This window comes from Marinobacter lipolyticus SM19, from assembly GCF_000397065.2.
In the GTDB taxonomy this organism is placed as follows: domain Bacteria; phylum Pseudomonadota; class Gammaproteobacteria; order Pseudomonadales; family Oleiphilaceae; genus Marinobacter; species Marinobacter lipolyticus.
On sequence record NZ_KE007325.1, the window covers coordinates 394,357 to 409,788 of the forward strand.

At 59.9% G+C, this 15,432-nt stretch carries 13 protein-coding genes and 1 tRNA gene; 11 read left to right on the plus strand and 3 right to left on the minus strand.

Annotated elements, in window-relative coordinates:
• The first annotated feature begins 18 nt into the window (after positions 1-18).
• The 3 genes from MARLIPOL_RS11220 (at position 19) to MARLIPOL_RS11230 (ending at position 3,506) form a co-directional block, all read left to right on the plus strand.
• The gene (locus tag MARLIPOL_RS11220; protein WP_036191311.1) at positions 19-1,068 is read left to right on the plus strand and encodes a L,D-transpeptidase family protein; all 1,050 of its coding nucleotides are present in this window, start codon (positions 19-21) and stop codon (positions 1,066-1,068) included.
• Positions 1,069-1,229: 161 nt separating this feature from the next.
• Positions 1,230-2,690 carry an NfeD family protein gene (locus MARLIPOL_RS11225; protein WP_012138232.1) on the plus strand — a complete coding sequence of 487 codons (1,461 nt, stop codon included), beginning with the start codon at positions 1,230-1,232 and terminating at the stop codon, positions 2,688-2,690.
• Between the two features lie 18 nt (positions 2,691-2,708).
• Positions 2,709-3,506, plus strand: coding sequence for a slipin family protein (locus MARLIPOL_RS11230; protein WP_012138233.1), 798 nt, complete (start codon positions 2,709-2,711; stop codon positions 3,504-3,506).
• A 62-nt stretch (positions 3,507-3,568) separates the two neighbouring features.
• Here MARLIPOL_RS11230 and MARLIPOL_RS11235 read toward each other — a convergent pair whose 3' ends face one another.
• The 3 genes from MARLIPOL_RS11235 to MARLIPOL_RS11245 all read right to left on the minus strand — a co-directional run bounded on the left by MARLIPOL_RS11235 (position 3,569) and on the right by MARLIPOL_RS11245 (position 6,467).
• Entirely contained in the window at positions 3,569-3,847 is a 279-nt protein-coding gene (locus MARLIPOL_RS11235; RefSeq protein WP_012138234.1) for an Lpp/OprI family alanine-zipper lipoprotein, read from the minus strand.
• A gap of 223 nt (positions 3,848-4,070) precedes the next feature.
• The gene (locus tag MARLIPOL_RS11240; RefSeq protein WP_407638086.1) at positions 4,071-4,604 is read right to left on the minus strand and encodes a L,D-transpeptidase family protein; all 534 of its coding nucleotides are present in this window, start codon (positions 4,602-4,604) and stop codon (positions 4,071-4,073) included.
• 129 nt (positions 4,605-4,733) lie between these two features.
• Positions 4,734-6,467 carry a potassium/proton antiporter gene (locus tag MARLIPOL_RS11245; RefSeq protein WP_012138236.1) on the minus strand — a complete coding sequence of 578 codons (1,734 nt, stop codon included), beginning with the start codon at positions 6,465-6,467 and terminating at the stop codon, positions 4,734-4,736.
• Between the two features lie 127 nt (positions 6,468-6,594).
• Here MARLIPOL_RS11245 and MARLIPOL_RS11250 point away from each other — a divergent pair.
• The 8 genes from MARLIPOL_RS11250 (at position 6,595) to nuoH (ending at position 15,425) form a co-directional block, all read left to right on the plus strand.
• Positions 6,595-6,668 (plus strand) — tRNA-Gly (locus tag MARLIPOL_RS11250).
• A 117-nt stretch (positions 6,669-6,785) separates the two neighbouring features.
• Entirely contained in the window at positions 6,786-7,196 is a 411-nt protein-coding gene (ndhC, locus tag MARLIPOL_RS11255) for an NADH-quinone oxidoreductase subunit A (protein WP_012138237.1), read from the plus strand.
• A 75-nt stretch (positions 7,197-7,271) separates the two neighbouring features.
• Positions 7,272-7,949, plus strand: a complete 678-nt coding sequence (locus tag MARLIPOL_RS11260; protein WP_012138238.1) for a NuoB/complex I 20 kDa subunit family protein — start codon at positions 7,272-7,274, stop codon at positions 7,947-7,949.
• A gap of 49 nt (positions 7,950-7,998) precedes the next feature.
• On the plus strand, positions 7,999-9,759 hold the full coding sequence (gene nuoC, locus MARLIPOL_RS11265) for an NADH-quinone oxidoreductase subunit C/D (RefSeq protein WP_012138239.1): 1,761 nt from the start codon (positions 7,999-8,001) through the stop codon (positions 9,757-9,759).
• On the plus strand, positions 9,759-10,271 hold the full coding sequence (gene nuoE / locus MARLIPOL_RS11270; protein ID WP_012138240.1) for an NADH-quinone oxidoreductase subunit NuoE: 513 nt from the start codon (positions 9,759-9,761) through the stop codon (positions 10,269-10,271). Before nuoC ends, nuoE begins: the two co-directional genes overlap by 1 nt.
• A complete protein-coding gene (nuoF, locus tag MARLIPOL_RS11275; protein WP_012138241.1) occupies positions 10,268-11,638 on the plus strand; it encodes an NADH-quinone oxidoreductase subunit NuoF in 1,371 nt (456 codons plus the stop codon). The genes nuoE and nuoF overlap by 4 nt, the downstream gene beginning before the upstream one ends.
• Before the next feature lie 38 nt (positions 11,639-11,676).
• Entirely contained in the window at positions 11,677-14,445 is a 2,769-nt protein-coding gene (nuoG, locus tag MARLIPOL_RS11280) for an NADH-quinone oxidoreductase subunit NuoG (protein WP_012138242.1), read from the plus strand.
• Positions 14,442-15,425 (plus strand): NADH-quinone oxidoreductase subunit NuoH, encoded by a 984-nt coding sequence (nuoH, locus tag MARLIPOL_RS11285; protein ID WP_012138243.1) that lies wholly within the window; start codon positions 14,442-14,444, stop codon positions 15,423-15,425. Before nuoG ends, nuoH begins: the two co-directional genes overlap by 4 nt.
• Positions 15,426-15,432: the final 7 nt, after the last annotated feature.

The following is a 15,432-nucleotide window of genomic DNA, read 5'->3' on the forward strand; positions in this document are numbered from 1 at the left end:
GTGGTGTGGATAATGGTTATGTGGAGTAAACGAGTTCTGGCATTGATGACCGTCGGCCTTGTTCTGTCCTGTGGTGCCTACGGGGCGGAACAGGACAAGACCCGGATCATTGATGCTGCGGAAGCGCCGGATCGCAGCCCGCGGGTGCCGACGTTTGCCATTGATGGGGATATTGCCGGTTCGCTGTCCGTGTTTACGACAAAATATGAGGACACCTTCGCAGCCATTGGGAATGATCTGAGCCTGGGCTATCTGGAACTGGTGAAAGCCAATCCCGGTGTCGACCCCTGGTTGCCGGGCGACGGTACACGCATCACGCTACCCCGTCAGTACGTCCTGCCCGATGTTGAGCGTAAGGGCATTGTCATCAACCTGGCGGAGTACCGGCTTTATTACTTCACCGACCAGGGCGTACAGGTATACCCGGTCGGGGTGGGCACCGATGACAACCCGTCACCGCTGACCGATGCGGAAGTCACCATGCCGCTGGAATCTCCGGCCTGGTACCCGCCAGCCAGTATTCGGGCCGAATACGCAGCCTCTGGTGACTACCTGCCAAGAATGATCCCCGCTGGCCCCGATAATCCGCTTGGCAGCCATGCCCTGATGCTGAGTGAGGAAGGCTACCTGATCCATGGCACCAACAAGCAGTTCGGGGTGGGTATGCAGGTGAGCCATGGGTGCTTCCGCATGTACAACGAGGACATTTCACGCTTCGTTTATCAGGTCAGCAAAGGCACGCCGGTTCGGGTAATCAAGCAGCCCGTGAAGATTGGCCTGTCCGGTGGTGAAGTCTGGCTGGAAGTGCATCGTCCCCATGAAGAATACAGCGATCAGGACCGGGAGTGGTTGTGGCAGGAGGTCACAGCAGCACTGGACAGCTTCCTCCAGCGCCGACCCGAGGTTGAAATCCAGCGGCGCGCAATAGAACTCGCCGTCGATCAGGCGGATGGCATTCCCACTATGGTGGGTGAGCGGGTCCGGGCCCGTCAGCTTGCATCGGATGACACTAACGTGGAAAAGCCGGCGGCCGCCGACAAGGGAAAAGAGCCGCGGCTCTGGTTCTGAGCTGATGAAACAAAAGTGGCCAACCGGAGTCACAACCTTGTATCCGGGCTATATTCATATTGAGATTAATGAGAAAGTGAAAAAGCGAGTATTGGTGATAGCTCAAATATTCTGACCCATCGCGTTGATCCGGGGAGGAGTTAATGAAGACAGGCCGTCCCATGAGATCACTGTCCTCCAGGGGATTCTCCGCATCCCTGATAGTATTCCTGATCGGTACCCTGCTGGCGCTGGGTTCCCTGACCTATTCCGTGTATGCGCAGGATAAAGCCTCCAATACCGCGCTGGTGCTGACTGTTGAAGGTGCCATTGGGCCGGCAACCATGGATTACGTGGTGCGTGGCATAGAGCGTGCGGAATCTGAAGGCGCCGGACTCGTCATTATCCGGATGGACACTCCCGGAGGGTTGATGGAGTCCATGCGCGGAATCATCAAGAAAATCCTTGGCTCATCCGTGCCGGTTGCTACCTATGTCTCGCCCGAAGGGGCCCGGGCGGCGAGTGCTGGCACCTATATTCTCTATGGCAGTCATATTGCTGCCATGGCGCCGGCGACCAATCTGGGTTCCGCGACGCCGGTCCAGATGGGTGGGGTTCCGGGTATGGATGAACCGCCTGCCGAAGAGTCTGAAAAGAAAACCGAGGACGCCAAAGAAACTGATTCAGACAGTGATTCCGCTAAGGAAGCCGGTGAAAATGACAGCAAACGCCGTGGCGGGACGGCCATGGAACGCAAGGTACTGGAAGACGCTGTCAGTTATATCCGTGGCCTGGCGGAACGTCACGGCCGCAATGCCGACTGGGCGGAAGAAGCTGTGCGCGAGGCGGTGAACCTGGGTTCCACAGAGGCCCTGGAAAGGAACGTGGTGGACGTGGTTGCCAGTACCCTGCCCGACCTGCTGAGACAGATAGATGGCCGCACGGTAAGGATGGCAGGTGGGGATATGGCCCTGGCCACGGCAAACCTCGAGCTGGTCCGTGCAGCGCCAGATTGGCGTACTCGCCTATTGTCAGTCCTTACTAATCCCAACGTCGCTTATTTCCTGATGATCATCGGGTTCTACGGCATTATTTTCGAACTCTCTAATCCAGGTGCCATTTTCCCCGGTGTTATCGGCGCTATCTGTCTGATCCTGGCCCTGTTCGCTTTCCAGGTGCTGTCGGTGAACTATGCCGGTCTGGCGTTGATCATGCTGGGGCTGGCCTTCATCGTCGGCGAGGCTTTCATGCCCAGTTTCGGCATATTGGGTATTGGAGGGATTATTGCCTTTGTTATTGGCTCGGTGATTTTAATGGATGGCAGTCATCGGGATATTTCGCTGCCGATGGTTGGTGGAACCGCGGCCGTTGCCGGCGGGTTTATCCTGTGGACGGCCATGCGGTTAATCGGTCTGCGGAAGCGGCATCCGGTCACTGGCCCGGAACAGATTTCCCACGAGCATGCCCTGGCCCTTGATGATTTCGAGTCCAGGGAAGGTCGCTACCAAGGCCACGTTCGCATGAGCAGCGAACGCTGGAACGCCACCAGCAGTTCACCGGTCAAGACCGGTGATGAGCTGAATGTCACGGCAATGGAAGGGCTGACGGTGGTGGTGGAGCCGGAAGATACGACGAAGCAATAAATAAACGAAGGAGGCAGTATGATATTCGGAGATCTGATTCCTTATCTGGCGCCCACCGTGGTGCTGCTTCTGATCCTTGGGTCAGCGATCAAGATCCTGCCTGAATACCAGCGAGGTGTGGTGTTCTTCCTGGGCCGGTTTCAGGGCGTGAAAGGCCCCGGCCTGATCATCGTTATTCCCGGTATCCAACAGATTATCCGCGTGGATCTTCGGGTCATTACCCTGGATGTGCCGAGCCAGGATGTGATTTCCAAGGACAATGTCACCGTGCGGGTAAACGCCGTACTGTATTTCAGGGTGGTGGACCCCGAACGTTCGATCATCCGCGTGGAGGATTTCGCAGCGGCAACCAGTCAGTTGGCCCAGACAACCCTGCGTTCGGTGCTGGGTAAACACGATCTGGACGAGATGTTATCGGAGCGTGACAAACTCAATAACGATATTCAGGAGATCATTGATACGCAGACCGAGGAGTGGGGCATCAAAGTGGCTAACGTGGAAATCAAGCACGTTGATCTGAATGAGTCCATGATCCGCGCCATTGCCCGTCAGGCAGAGGCAGAGCGTGAACGGCGCGCCAAGGTCATCCATGCCGAAGGTGAATTACAGGCATCGAAAAAACTGGTGGAGGCAGCCGAGGTGATGTCAGCGAACTCAGGTGCAATGCAGCTTCGATATCTGCAGACCCTGGCGGATATGAGCACCAGCAATTCATCAACCATAGTATTCCCGCTGCCTATGGACATGATGAAAACGTTTATGGAGAAACAGAAGCAGGGGCTTAACAAACCGAAGGATCCGGACCCCGGGGAATAATCGCAAAATTGCAGACATAAAAAAGGCCGGATTGCTCCGGCCTTTTTTATGACGTATCAGCCTTACTTCTGGCTTGCACGCTCGAGCATACGCTTGGCACGCTCGTTTGCTTCGTCAGCAGCCTGTTGGGCAGCTTTCGCAGCGGCCAGTGCTTCGTCTGCAGTCTGCTGGGCAGAACGTGCAGCGCTGGAAGCGCTGTTGGCGGTGTTCAGGGCATTTTCAGCAGTCTGCTCGGCGGAGCTTGCGTTTGCATTTGCTTCGTCGATGGCTGCCTGGTTAGAAGCACAACCTGCTGTCAGTGCGGTGGCCAGTGCAAACCCTGCGATCGTCAGTTTACGCATATCTTTTCCCCTTATTGGTCGTTTTATTTCCTGTGATCCAGAAGCCAGTCAGATGACATCCTGTCAAACCAGGCCCGATAGGCTTTGACTACCGGAGTCGTTAAACAGTGTAAAACACTCTACGGGGAAATGTTAACTAAGGATACGTAAAAGTTCTGCCCTTATGACAACAACTTAATAAAAAGGAAAGCTGAATCCAGTGATCAAGGGCATTCCGAACGTGTCACGGAAGGATACTGATCGGGGTGCCATCGGATACCAGGCTCCAGATCTCATCCATTTCCTCGTTGGTGACGGCAATGCAGCCGTTGGTCCAGTCCAGGCCGGTGTAGGCAAACGCCATATCCCCCGCCTCGTTTGGCAAGCCGTGAATCATGATGCTGCCACCCGGATCGAGTCCCCAGGCTTGCGCCAGTTCCTTGTCCCGTTCGTTCGGGTAGGAGATATGAATCGATTTGTAGAAGTCACTGCCGGCATTGCGCCAATCCAGCTGATAGTCTCCCTCGGGAGTGCGCTCGTCCCCTTCGTACAGCTTGTGTCCTTCCGGGTTTTCTCCCAGTGAGATACGGTAGCTGCGCACGACTTCCTGGTCATCCATCAGGTACAAACGGCGTTCGCTCTTACGCACGAGTACTTTATTGATGGCCAGGGCCTGATCCAGTGAGGGCTTATCTTCAGGCATCCGTGTTTCCGCACGTGCCAGCATTTCAGTCGCCGATGCACCGGAAAACGGTGCCACAAGGCAAACGGCAAACATGAACAAAAAAAGCGGCATCCGAACAGTCATGGGCATACGTTACTAATGATTAATATTGGTTTGGCACAGTTTATAGCATAGCCGACCGCAAGATTGTTAAGGGGTTTTGTTAACTTTTTTGGTCAGGCATTAACCGAGCCGCCGGTTTTCCGAGCTGTCCATTTTCAGGCCAACCTTGGTGACTCGGTCGGCGTCGGTCGCGCGGGCAACCAGGGTGACGGGGCCGAGAATCACTTTGTCACCGACAACCGGATGGCCCTTGGTGCGTCGTGCGAAACATTCAGCCAGTGACAGTTCGGGAGGAAGCTCATCGAACTCAATACCGTACACCTGCTCTACGTCTCCCAACAACGCGTCGCCATTGAGGACAAAGTCGCCAAAGAAGGCACGTTCGGCCAGGTGCTTGGGTGCCTGGCGGCCACTGAGCGCCTTGCCAAGTTCCGAGAGGTCCGATGGTGTCGCAAACATAGCGATGACATCGCCGCTGAAAATCTCCATTTCAGGGCTTGGCTGGTAACACTCGCGCTTGCGGAACACACCGGCAATCGCCGTATTGGAGGGAAGGCGGAGCTGCCCCAGGGGACGGGGTGTTTTCCAGCTATCACCCCGTAACGGAAACAACATAAGTTCATGGTCACCGGTTGCAGGCACGTCCAGGGGAAGGCGACGGTATGGATCCTCGCCGGCGGGGACTTCCAACCCCAGTTTGCGAGCCAGAGGCGCCATGGTGGTGCCCTGCACGACCAGTGACACCAGAACAATGAAGAACGCGGCGTGGAAGATCAGTTGCGCGTCGGGCAGACCAGCAATAACTGGAAACAGCGCCAGCACGATTGGAACCGCTCCGCGCAGGCCGACCCAGCTGATAAAACCCAGTTCCCGGCGGTTGAAGCCGAAAGGCCAGAGGGTAACCAACACTGTGAGCGGGCGAATCAGGAGTATGAGCGTCAGTGCCAGGATCAAGCCGGCCCCGGCAAGCTGCCAGAGATCGGACGGCGTGACCAGCAAACCGAGAATCAGGAACAGACTGATCTGCGACAACCAGGCCAGACCATCGTGGACCTGGAGTATCATCGGCATCATCCGCACCGGACGGTTACCGATCACCACGCCGGTCAGATAGATGGCCAGGAAACCGCTGCCGCCAATGGCGTTGGTGCCGGAAAACACGGCGATGCCAGCTGCGGCCACCAGCAGAGGATACAGGGACGGAGTCAAACGGATGCGGTTGGCCAGCTGTACCACCACATGACCACCAATCAGCCCGGCGACGGCACCGATGCCGAACTGCTTGATCAGCATGACAAGCGCTGTCCAGCCGCCGTCGTGACTGTTATTGGCAATCATGGTGACCAGCATCAGGGTCAGGAAAATGGCCATCGGGTCGTTGCTGCCGGACTCAATTTCCAGGGTCGCGCTGACCCGTTCATTGAGGTGCAGCCCCCGGCCCTGGAGTAACGAAAACACGGCGGCCGCATCGGTGGAAGAAATGATCGCGCCAATCAGCAGGGCCGTGAGCCAGTGCAGGTCGAAGACCCACCAGGCCACCAGGCCTGCGCCGCCGGCGGTCAGGAACACACCGAAGGTGGCCAGCATCAACGCCGGCCGCAGACCCACACGGAAGGTTTCCGCCCGGGTGCGCATGCCGCCATCCAGCAGGATGACTCCGAGTGCCAGGTTGGCAATCACAAAGGCGAGTTCGAAATTGTCGAAGCTGATGCCGCCAGGCCCGTCTTCTCCCATCATCATCCCGACGATCAGGAAAATCAGCAGTACAGGCATACCGACCCGGCTTGAAAGCGGGCTCAGTACGATGCTGATAACCAGCATCAGGGCGCCAATCAGGGTAAAGGTGGGGTCCATCAAATCTCCGTCCGTCAGTGTGTAAGCATAGCAGGACCGCCCCGTGGCCTGCGACGGAAAAATACCGTCGCAGGGACTTGCCGGGCCGAGGCAAGTCCGCTTATATTGCCGTAGCGGAAGGTATTCTGCGGGTGTAGTTCAATGGTAGAACGGCAGCTTCCCAAGCTGCATACGAGGGTTCGATTCCCTTCACCCGCTCCACTCCACGCATTCCGCACTCACTTATCCGTCCATGTTTGTGCAATCCCGAGGCTGTTGCTAGGTTTTATAAGAAGTGATTAAAAAACAGCCGCTGTCTGCCAGTTGAGAGGGGAGCACATGTTGGAAAACGTGGTGAATGGCATTGCCGAATACTGGGCCACGGGGTTTTTCATCGTTGCGGTGGCTGGTCTTTGCGCCTTTATGGTGGGGGCGTCGAGTGTTCTTGGCGGGCGCAGCCGCGGCATCAGCAAATCCATTCCGTTTGAGTCCGGTATTGTCGGTGCCGGCAGCGCGCGCCAGCGTTTTTCCGTCAAGTTCTATCTGGTTGCCATGTTGTTTGTGATCTTCGATATCGAAGCGGTATTCCTGTTTGCCTGGGCCATTGTCATCCGCGATGTTGGCTGGACCGGGTTCTGGGGTGCTGCCGTGTTCATCTTTATCTTGCTGGCCGGTCTCGTCTATGACAGCCGCACCGGCGCCCTGGACTGGGCCCCGCAATCCGGGCCGGCAGACAAACCCGGCAATTAGCCACGTATCCGCTGAAGCTCCTGGCCTTTTGGGTGCCAGGTCGTGATGGCGGTGTGAATATTAATGGAGGCATCCATGGCCTATACCCTGACCCGGGCTGAGGATCCGACGGAAGGCAACGCCCGTTACCCGGTTGATCGTCGGGAAAAAACCGAGGATCCAGTGAAACAGCAACTCGAGCGCAATGTGTTTACCGGCAAGCTCAGTGAGGTACTCAACTCAGCGGTGAACTGGGGCAGGAAAAACTCTTTATGGCCCTACAACTTTGGGCTGTCCTGTTGCTATGTGGAGATGACCACCGCGTTTACTTCGCCCCACGATATTGCCCGGTTCGGCTCGGAGGTGATCCGGGCGTCGCCCAGGCAGGCAGACTTCATGGTGATCGCCGGCACCTGCTTCATCAAGATGGCTCCGGTTATCCAGCAGCTCTACGACCAGATGCTTGAGCCGAAATGGGTGATTTCCATGGGCTCCTGCGCCAACTCCGGCGGTATGTATGACATCTACTCGGTGGTGCAGGGGGTGGATAAATTCCTGCCGGTTGATGTGTATGTGCCCGGCTGTCCACCCCGTCCTGAGGCCTTTTTGCAGGGTTTGCAGTTGTTGCAGGACTCCATCCAGGAGGAACGCCGGCCATTGTCCTGGGTGGTGGGTGACCAGGGCGTTTACCGGGCTGAGATGCCATCGCAGCGGGAAAAATGGCGGGACCAGCGAATCCAGGCCACGGAATTGAGGAGCCCCGACAAGCTATAAAGCCACTTGCCGTCGTTTACAGCTGATGATCAGGAGTCAAACCACGAGCATGAGCAATAGCGCAGACAATGCCGATGTTGAGTTGGTCGAAGTCCTGCAACGGGACTTTGGCGAGGGTGTGCTGCACTGCCAGCAGACCCGCACCGGCATGCCTGTGCTCTGGGTGTTGCGGGCGGCACTGACCGATATCCTGGGCTATCTGAAGAGCCTGGATGCACCCTACGATCTGCTGTACGACCTGTCAGCGACCGACGAGCGGCTGCGCGACCACCGCCAGGGCCTGCCGGATTCGGATTTCACGGTGTTCTATCAATTGATGTCGATAACCCGGAACCGCGACATCATGCTCAAGGTGGCCCTGAACGATGAGGATCTGAGTCTGCCCACCGCCACCGGGGTGTTTCCGGCCGCCAATTGGTACGAACGGGAAGTGTGGGACATGTTCGGCATCAGCTTTTCCGGCCATCCGCATCTTGAACGCATCCTGATGCCGCCCACCTGGTCGGGACACCCCCTGCGCAAGGATTACCCCGCCCGGGCGACGGAATTCGATCCCTACACTCTGACGGTGGAGGGCCAGCAGACCGAGCAGGAAGCGCTCCAGTTCGTGCCCGAAGCCTGGGGCATGGCCAGAGAGCGGGACGGCGCGGAGTTCATGTTCCTGAACCTGGGGCCCAATCACCCCTCGGCCCACGGTGCCTTCCGTATTGTCCTGCAACTGGACGGTGAGGAGATCATCGATTGCGTGCCGGACATTGGCTACCACCACCGGGGCGCGGAGAAAATGGCCGAGCGTCAGTCCTGGCACAGCTTCATTCCCTACACCGATCGCATCGATTACACCGGCGGGGGGATGAATAACCTGCCCTATGTGCTGGCGGTGGAGAAGCTGGCCGGCATCGAGGTGCCGGACCGGGTGAAAACCATCCGGGTGATGATGGCGGAAATGTTCCGAATTACCAGCCACCTGCTGTTTCTCGGCACCTACCTGCAGGACCTCGGCGCCATGACACCGGTGTTTTTCACCTTCAGCGACCGTCAGCGTGGCTATAAGGTCATTGAGGGGATTACGGGCTTTCGCATGCACCCGGCCTGGTATCGCATTGGCGGGGTGATGCAGGATCTGCCCCAAGGGTGGGAAAAGCTGGTTCAGGAGTTTCTCGACTGGATGCCGGCCCGGCTGAGGGAATACGAGCGGGCCATGATGGAGAACGCTCTGGTCCGGGACAGGACGCGGAACATAGCGGCGTTTGACACGGCCGAAGCCCTGGCCTGGGGAGTCACCGGCCCCAACCTTCGGGCCACGGGATGCAATTTTGATCTGCGCAAACAGCGCCCCTACTCCGGCTATGACAATTTCGAGTTCGAGGTGCCGTTGGGGCACCGGGGCGACGTTTTTGACCGGGGGCAGCTGCGTATTGAAGAAATGCGACAGAGTTTGCGGATTATCCAGCAATGCGTCGACCACATGCCGTCAGGGGACTTCAAGGCGGACCACCCGCTCACCACACCACCACCCCGGGAGCGGATGCTGGAACATATTGAAACCCTGATTACCCATTTCCTGCAGGTGTCCTGGGGGCCGGTGCTCAAACCCCAGGAATCGATGCAGATGGTGGAGGCCACCAAGGGCATCAACAGCTATTACCTGACCAGTGATGGCAACACCATGAGTTACCGGACCCGGATCCGCACGCCCAGTTTCCCGCACCTTCAGCAGATTCCCAGTGTGATGCGCGGCGGCTTTGTGCCGGACCTGATTGCTCACCTGGGCAGTATCGATTTTGTTATGGCCGATGTGGACCGTTGATGATGGAAACGACTCCGACACCACAGACCATCACCACCGACGGCTTCCGGCTGCACCCGGAAGACGAGGCCGCCATGCGCGCCGAGGCCGGCCACTACGAGCAGCCTCAGGCGGCCTGCATTGAGGCCCTGAAGATAGTCCAGCGCCGCCATGGCTGGGTGCCGGATGACGCGATTCCGGCCATTGCCCGGGTATTGGGTGTGGGGCCGGCCAGTGTTGAAGGCGTCGCCACCTTTTACAGCCTGATTTTCCGGCAGCCGGTGGGTCGCCATGTCATCCTGGTGTGCGACAGCAGTTCCTGTTTCCTGACCGGATTTGAGCAGCTCCGTGAGGCCCTGAGCGAGCGTCTCGGCATCGGCTTCGGCGAGACCACGGCCGATGGCCGTTTCACCCTGTTGCCGGTGTGCTGTCTGGGCGCCTGTGACGGCGGGCCAGCCCTGATGATTGATGATGATGTCTACGGCCCGGTTGGGGCCGAGGACCTTGCAGATTTGTTGGAGGGCTATTCGTGAACAGCCAGCGCCAGTCCCCGATCTACAGAAGCCGTCTGCTGCAGCCGGGTGCCGATCGGTCGCCGGACACCCATCCGCTAACCTGGCGGCTTCGGGATGATGGTCAGGTGGTGGGCCTGAAAGAGTACGAATCGAAAGAAGGCTATCAGGCGGTCTCGCAGGTTCTGAATGGGCGGGATCCCGGCGCAGTCATCGCCACCATGAAGGAGGCCAATGTGCGGGGCCGTGGCGGCGCGGGCTTCTCCGCCGGCGTGAAATGGAGCCTCACCCTGCAGGGGGGTGACATGCCCCGCGGGTACATCGTCTGCAATGCCGATGAGATGGAGCCGGGCACCTTCAAGGATCGCCTGCTGATGGAACAGCAGCCCCATCTGTTGATTGAAGGCATGATTCTGGCGGCTTTCGCCAACAATGCCCGATACGGCTACATCTTTCTGCGCGGGGAGTACGTGGAGTCGGCCCGGGTGCTCAGCGCGGCCCTTGCCGAAGCCCGGGAAGCCGGCTGGCTCGGTCCGGACATCGCCGGCAGCGGTTTTGATTTTGACATTGCCCTGCACACCGGGGCCGGGCGCTACATCTGCGGAGAGGAAACCGCCCTGCTTAACTCCCTGGAAGGCCACCGGGCCAATCCGCGGGCCAAGCCTCCGTTCCCCGGCCAGTCCGGGGCCTGGGGTAAGCCAACGGTGGTGAACAACGTGGAAACCCTGTGCAACGTGCCGGCGGTCATGTTGCGGGGTGCCGACTGGTACCAGGAACTGTCCGGGGATCGCAGCGAGGATGGGGGCACCAAACTGTACGGCGCCTCGGGGTTGGTGAACCGGCCCGGTCTCTGGGAGTTGCCCATTGGCACCACCGGTCGGGAGATCCTGGAACTGGCCAGTGGCCTGCGGGACGATCGACAACTCAAGGCCTGGTTGCCCGGGGGTGCCAGTACCGGATTCCTGTTGCCGGAGCACCTGGACCTGCCGCTGGATTTCGACACCGTAGGCAAGGAAGGCAGTCGCCTCGGCACCGGCCTGATCACCGTGGTGACCGAGGACCAGAGCATGGTTTCGTTGATGCGCAACCTGGAGGAGTTCTTTGCCCGGGAGTCCTGCGGCTGGTGCACGCCCTGCCGCGAGGGCCTGCCCTGGACCGTGAAGTTGTTGCTGGCCCTGGAACGTGGTGAAGGCGAGGTTGGTGACATCGAGTTGCTGGACAAGCTGGCGGCAGACTGCGGGCCAGGCCTGACTTTTTGTGCTCACGCCCCGGGTGCGGCCATGCCCCTGGAAACCGCGCTCCGGCATTTCCGGCACGAATTCGAGCAGGGCGTTCACTACCCGAAGGGCAAGGCCCATGCGGATCCAATACCGGTGGGGGAAGTATGAATCGATTACCGACGGGCAACAGGGAGTAAACCGGCGCCATGGCAACCATTCACGTGGACGGCCAGAACTACGAGGTGAGCGGGGCCGACAACCTGCTCCAGGCCTGCCTGTCCCTGGGTCTGGATATTCCCTATTTCTGCTGGCACCCGGCCATGGGCAGTGTCGGCGCCTGCCGCCAGTGCGCCGTGCGCCAGTACAAGGACAGCGAGGACGACAGGGGCATGCTGGTGATGTCCTGCATGACCCCGGCGGCAAACGGCACCCGCATTGATATTGAGGATGAAGAAGCCCGCGCTTTCCGGGCCAGCGTGGTGGAGTGGCTGATGATCAACCACCCCCACGACTGCCCGGTCTGCGAGGAAGGTGGCCACTGCCACCTGCAGGACATGACGGTGATGACCGGCCACGATCGCCGCCGATACCGGTTCCGCAAACGCACCCGGCGCAACCAGTATCTGGGCCCCTTCATCGCCCACGAGATGAACCGGTGTATCACCTGTTACCGCTGTGTGCGCTTCTACAACGACTACGCTGGCGGGACTGACCTGGGTGCCTTCGGGTCCAAGGACAATGTCTACTTCGGACGACACCAGGAAGGCACCCTGGAAAGTCGCTTCGCCGGCAACTTGACCGAAGTCTGCCCGACCGGTGTCTTCACCGATCAGAGCCACTCCGAGCACTACACCCGCAAGTGGGACCTGCAGTTCGCGCCGGGGATCTGCCACCAGTGCGCGGTGGGGTGCAACATAAGCCCGGGCGAACGCTATGGCGAAATCCGGCGGATCGAGAATCGCTACCACGGTGAGGTGAACGGCTATTTCCTGTGTGATCTCGGCCGTTTCGGCTATGGCTATGTGAACCGGCAGGATCGGCCCAGAGTGCCTGAGTTCCGGTCGGGCCTGGAGCGTGAACCGGAGCAGGAGCCGGAGGAACTCGGGGTGGATACGGCCCTGGCCCGGATAACGGAGACCCTGCGCCACGCAGGTCGGGTTATCGGTATTGGCTCGCCCCGTGCCAGCCTTGAAAGCAATCATCAGCTGCGGGAACTGGTGGGTGAAGCCAACTTTTCCATAGGAATCAATGAGAACGAACAGGTCTGCCTCGACCTGATGAATGACCTGGGCCGCAGTTGCGGACTGCCAGCACCCACGTTGCGGGAGGTGGAAGGACACGATGCCGTGCTCCTGCTCGGGGAAGACCCCATGGAGAGCGCGGCGCGGCTTGGCCTTGCTATCCGACAGGCGATCACCGCGCCAACGGCGGAACACGCGGCAAAGCTGGGAATCCCCCAATGGAATGCCGAAGCCATGAAAACCCTGGCCCAGGACCATCGCCAGCCGCTATTTATTGCCTATCCGGCCGAAACCGAGCTGGATGCCCTGGCCCGGAACCGGCTGGCGCTGGCCTCTGACGACATCGCCCGGCTCGGATTTGCGGTAGCGCACGTCATTGATCCGGCAGCCCCTGACGTGCCTGATCTGGACGAAACGCTGCGATCCCGTGCTTCGGAGATTGCCGGCGCGCTGATGGCCGCTGAACGGCCACTGGTGGTCAGCGGCGGTGCCCTGGATTCTCCGGCCATCATTCGGGCCGCCGGCAACATTGCCCGGGCGCTCGCCCGGCGGGCCAGCCAGGGCGGGCTGTTATTCGTTCGCCGGGAGGTGAACAGCACGGGCCTGTCCCTGCTGGGCGGCCAGCCCCTGGAGTGGGCAATGGATCAGTTGGCAGACGGAAGCGCCGATGCGGCGGTTATCCTTGAGAATGACCTTTATCAGCGCCTGCCGGAAACCCGGGTCGATGCAGCCCTGGCCAACGTCCAGACGCTGGTGGTGCTGGACCATCAGCGTACCCGCACGCTGAATCGCGCAAGCTTCTCGCTGCCGGCGGCCAGCTTTGCTGAGGGCGATGGCACCCTGGTGAGCCTGGAAGGACGGGCTCAGCGCTTCTTCCAGGTGTTCGAGCCGGGCTATCTCCGCCCGGAAGCCCGGATCCATGAGAGCTGGCGTTGGCTGCACGGGCTCTCGGCCAAACTGAACGGCGATACGCCGGGGGACATTACCCTCGACCAGGTAACGGCGGCCTGCAGCCAGGCCTGCCCGGACCTCGTGAAGATTCCCGCTGCCGCCCCCGGTGCCGGGTTCCGGATCGAGGGGCTACGGCTGGCCCGTGAGCCCCACCGATACAGTGGCCGGACATCCATGCGGGCAAACCAGAGCGTCAGTGAGCCCCGGGTGCCCCAGGACCCGGACACCGCATTCGCCTTTTCCATGGAGGGCTACAGCAGTTTCCGCCATCCCCACCAGCAGGTGCCGTTTGCCTGGGCGCCAGGCTGGAATTCGCCCCAGGCCTGGAACAAATTCACTGATGAGGTTGGCGGCCATTTGCGCGGGGGTGACCCGGGCATCCGGATACTCGAGCCGTGGCCTGGCCAGTATCGCTATGAGTGTGACATTCCGGCGGCCTTTCAGCCGTCCGACACGGATTACCGGGCCATCGTTCTGCCCCGCCTGTTCGGCGGCGAGGAGACTTCTGACCGGGCGGAGCCCATTCGTCAGCGGATGGAGTCACCGGTGCTGCTGCTTTCGGAAGCCGATGCCACGGCACTGGGTGCCGAGCCGGGTGGGCTGGTTACGGTTACCGGCGAGCATTCCTGCGTCACGCTGCCGGCCCGGGTACAGGTGGACTGGCCCCGGGGGCTGGTGGGTCTGCCGGCCGGCAGCGTTCCGGCGGGTATCGCTAATGGTCCGGTCACGCTCACTGCCGGCCCGGGTTCCACGCCGACACCCGGCGAGGAGGTGCGCCCATGAGCTGGCTGACGCCGGAATGGCAGGCGAATCTCTGGGCCATGTTCCAGGCCCTGGTGATTCTGTTGGGTGCGGTGCTGCTGGGCGCCGCCCTGACCATTGTCGAGCGTCGGCTGCTGGGGCTCTGGCAGGATCGCTACGGCCCCAACCGTGTTGGGCCATTTGGAACTCTCCAGTTGGTGGCCGACATGATCAAGATTTTCTTCAAGGAAGACTGGATTCCGCCGTTTGCGGACCGGCCGCTTTTCCTGCTGGCACCAATAATCGCCTTTGCCTCCCTGCTGCTGTCGTTCATCGTCGTTCCGATAACGCCCGGATGGGGCATTGCGGACCTGCACATCGGGTTGCTGTTTTTCCTGGCAATGGCGGGCATCAACGTCTATGCCGTACTGCTCGGAGGATGGGCCAGTGGCAACAAATACGCGTTGCTGGGCGCCTTGCGCTCGTCGGCCCAGACCATTTCCTACGAGGTGTTCATGGGCCTGTCGCTGATGGGGGTGGTGGCTCTGGCCGGTTCCTTCAACATGCGCGAGATTGTCGCTGCCCAGGAAGGGCTCTGGTTCATCATTCCCCAGTTCTTTGGCTTCGCCACCTTCCTGATTGCCGGCATTGCCGTGACTCACCGCCATCCCTTTGACCAGCCTGAAGCCGAGCAGGAGCTGGCGGATGGGTACCACATTGAATACTCCGGCATGAAGTTTGGCCTGTTCTTTATCGGTGAGTATGTCGGCATGGTGCTGGTGTCCGCCCTCATCGTGACCCTGTTCTTTGGCGGCTGGCATGGCCCCTGGTTACCACCGGCGCTCTGGTTTGCGATCAAAACCGGCTTCTTCCTGGTGCTGTTCATCCTGTTGCGGGCCTCATTGCCGCGACCCCGCTATGACCGGGTGATGAGCTTTGGCTGGAAGATTTGTCTGCCCCTGACCCTGATCAATCTGCTGGTAACCGGCGCGGTGATGCTGCTGGTTGCACCCGAAGGCTGAGGAGGAT

What these genes read in the sequence shown, in the direction of transcription:
- nuoC (WP_012138239.1), top strand. Translation starts at nt 7,999, where the DNA reads ATGAGCAATAGCGCAGACAATGCCGATGTTGAGTTGGTCGAAGTCCTG.
- MARLIPOL_RS11220 (WP_036191311.1), top strand. Translation starts at nt 19, where the DNA reads ATGTGGAGTAAACGAGTTCTGGCATTGATGACCGTCGGCCTTGTTCTG.
- MARLIPOL_RS11245 (WP_012138236.1), bottom strand. Translation starts at nt 6,467, where the DNA reads ATGGACCCCACCTTTACCCTGATTGGCGCCCTGATGCTGGTTATCAGC.
- nuoH (WP_012138243.1), top strand. Translation starts at nt 14,442, where the DNA reads ATGAGCTGGCTGACGCCGGAATGGCAGGCGAATCTCTGGGCCATGTTC.
- MARLIPOL_RS11260 (WP_012138238.1), top strand. Translation starts at nt 7,272, where the DNA reads ATGGCCTATACCCTGACCCGGGCTGAGGATCCGACGGAAGGCAACGCC.
- MARLIPOL_RS11225 (WP_012138232.1), top strand. Translation starts at nt 1,230, where the DNA reads ATGAGATCACTGTCCTCCAGGGGATTCTCCGCATCCCTGATAGTATTC.
- MARLIPOL_RS11235 (WP_012138234.1), bottom strand. Translation starts at nt 3,847, where the DNA reads ATGCGTAAACTGACGATCGCAGGGTTTGCACTGGCCACCGCACTGACA.
- nuoE (WP_012138240.1), top strand. Translation starts at nt 9,759, where the DNA reads ATGATGGAAACGACTCCGACACCACAGACCATCACCACCGACGGCTTC.
- ndhC (WP_012138237.1), top strand. Translation starts at nt 6,786, where the DNA reads ATGTTGGAAAACGTGGTGAATGGCATTGCCGAATACTGGGCCACGGGG.
- MARLIPOL_RS11240 (WP_407638086.1), bottom strand. Translation starts at nt 4,604, where the DNA reads ATGTTTGCCGTTTGCCTTGTGGCACCGTTTTCCGGTGCATCGGCGACT.
- nuoG (WP_012138242.1), top strand. Translation starts at nt 11,677, where the DNA reads ATGGCAACCATTCACGTGGACGGCCAGAACTACGAGGTGAGCGGGGCC.
- MARLIPOL_RS11230 (WP_012138233.1), top strand. Translation starts at nt 2,709, where the DNA reads ATGATATTCGGAGATCTGATTCCTTATCTGGCGCCCACCGTGGTGCTG.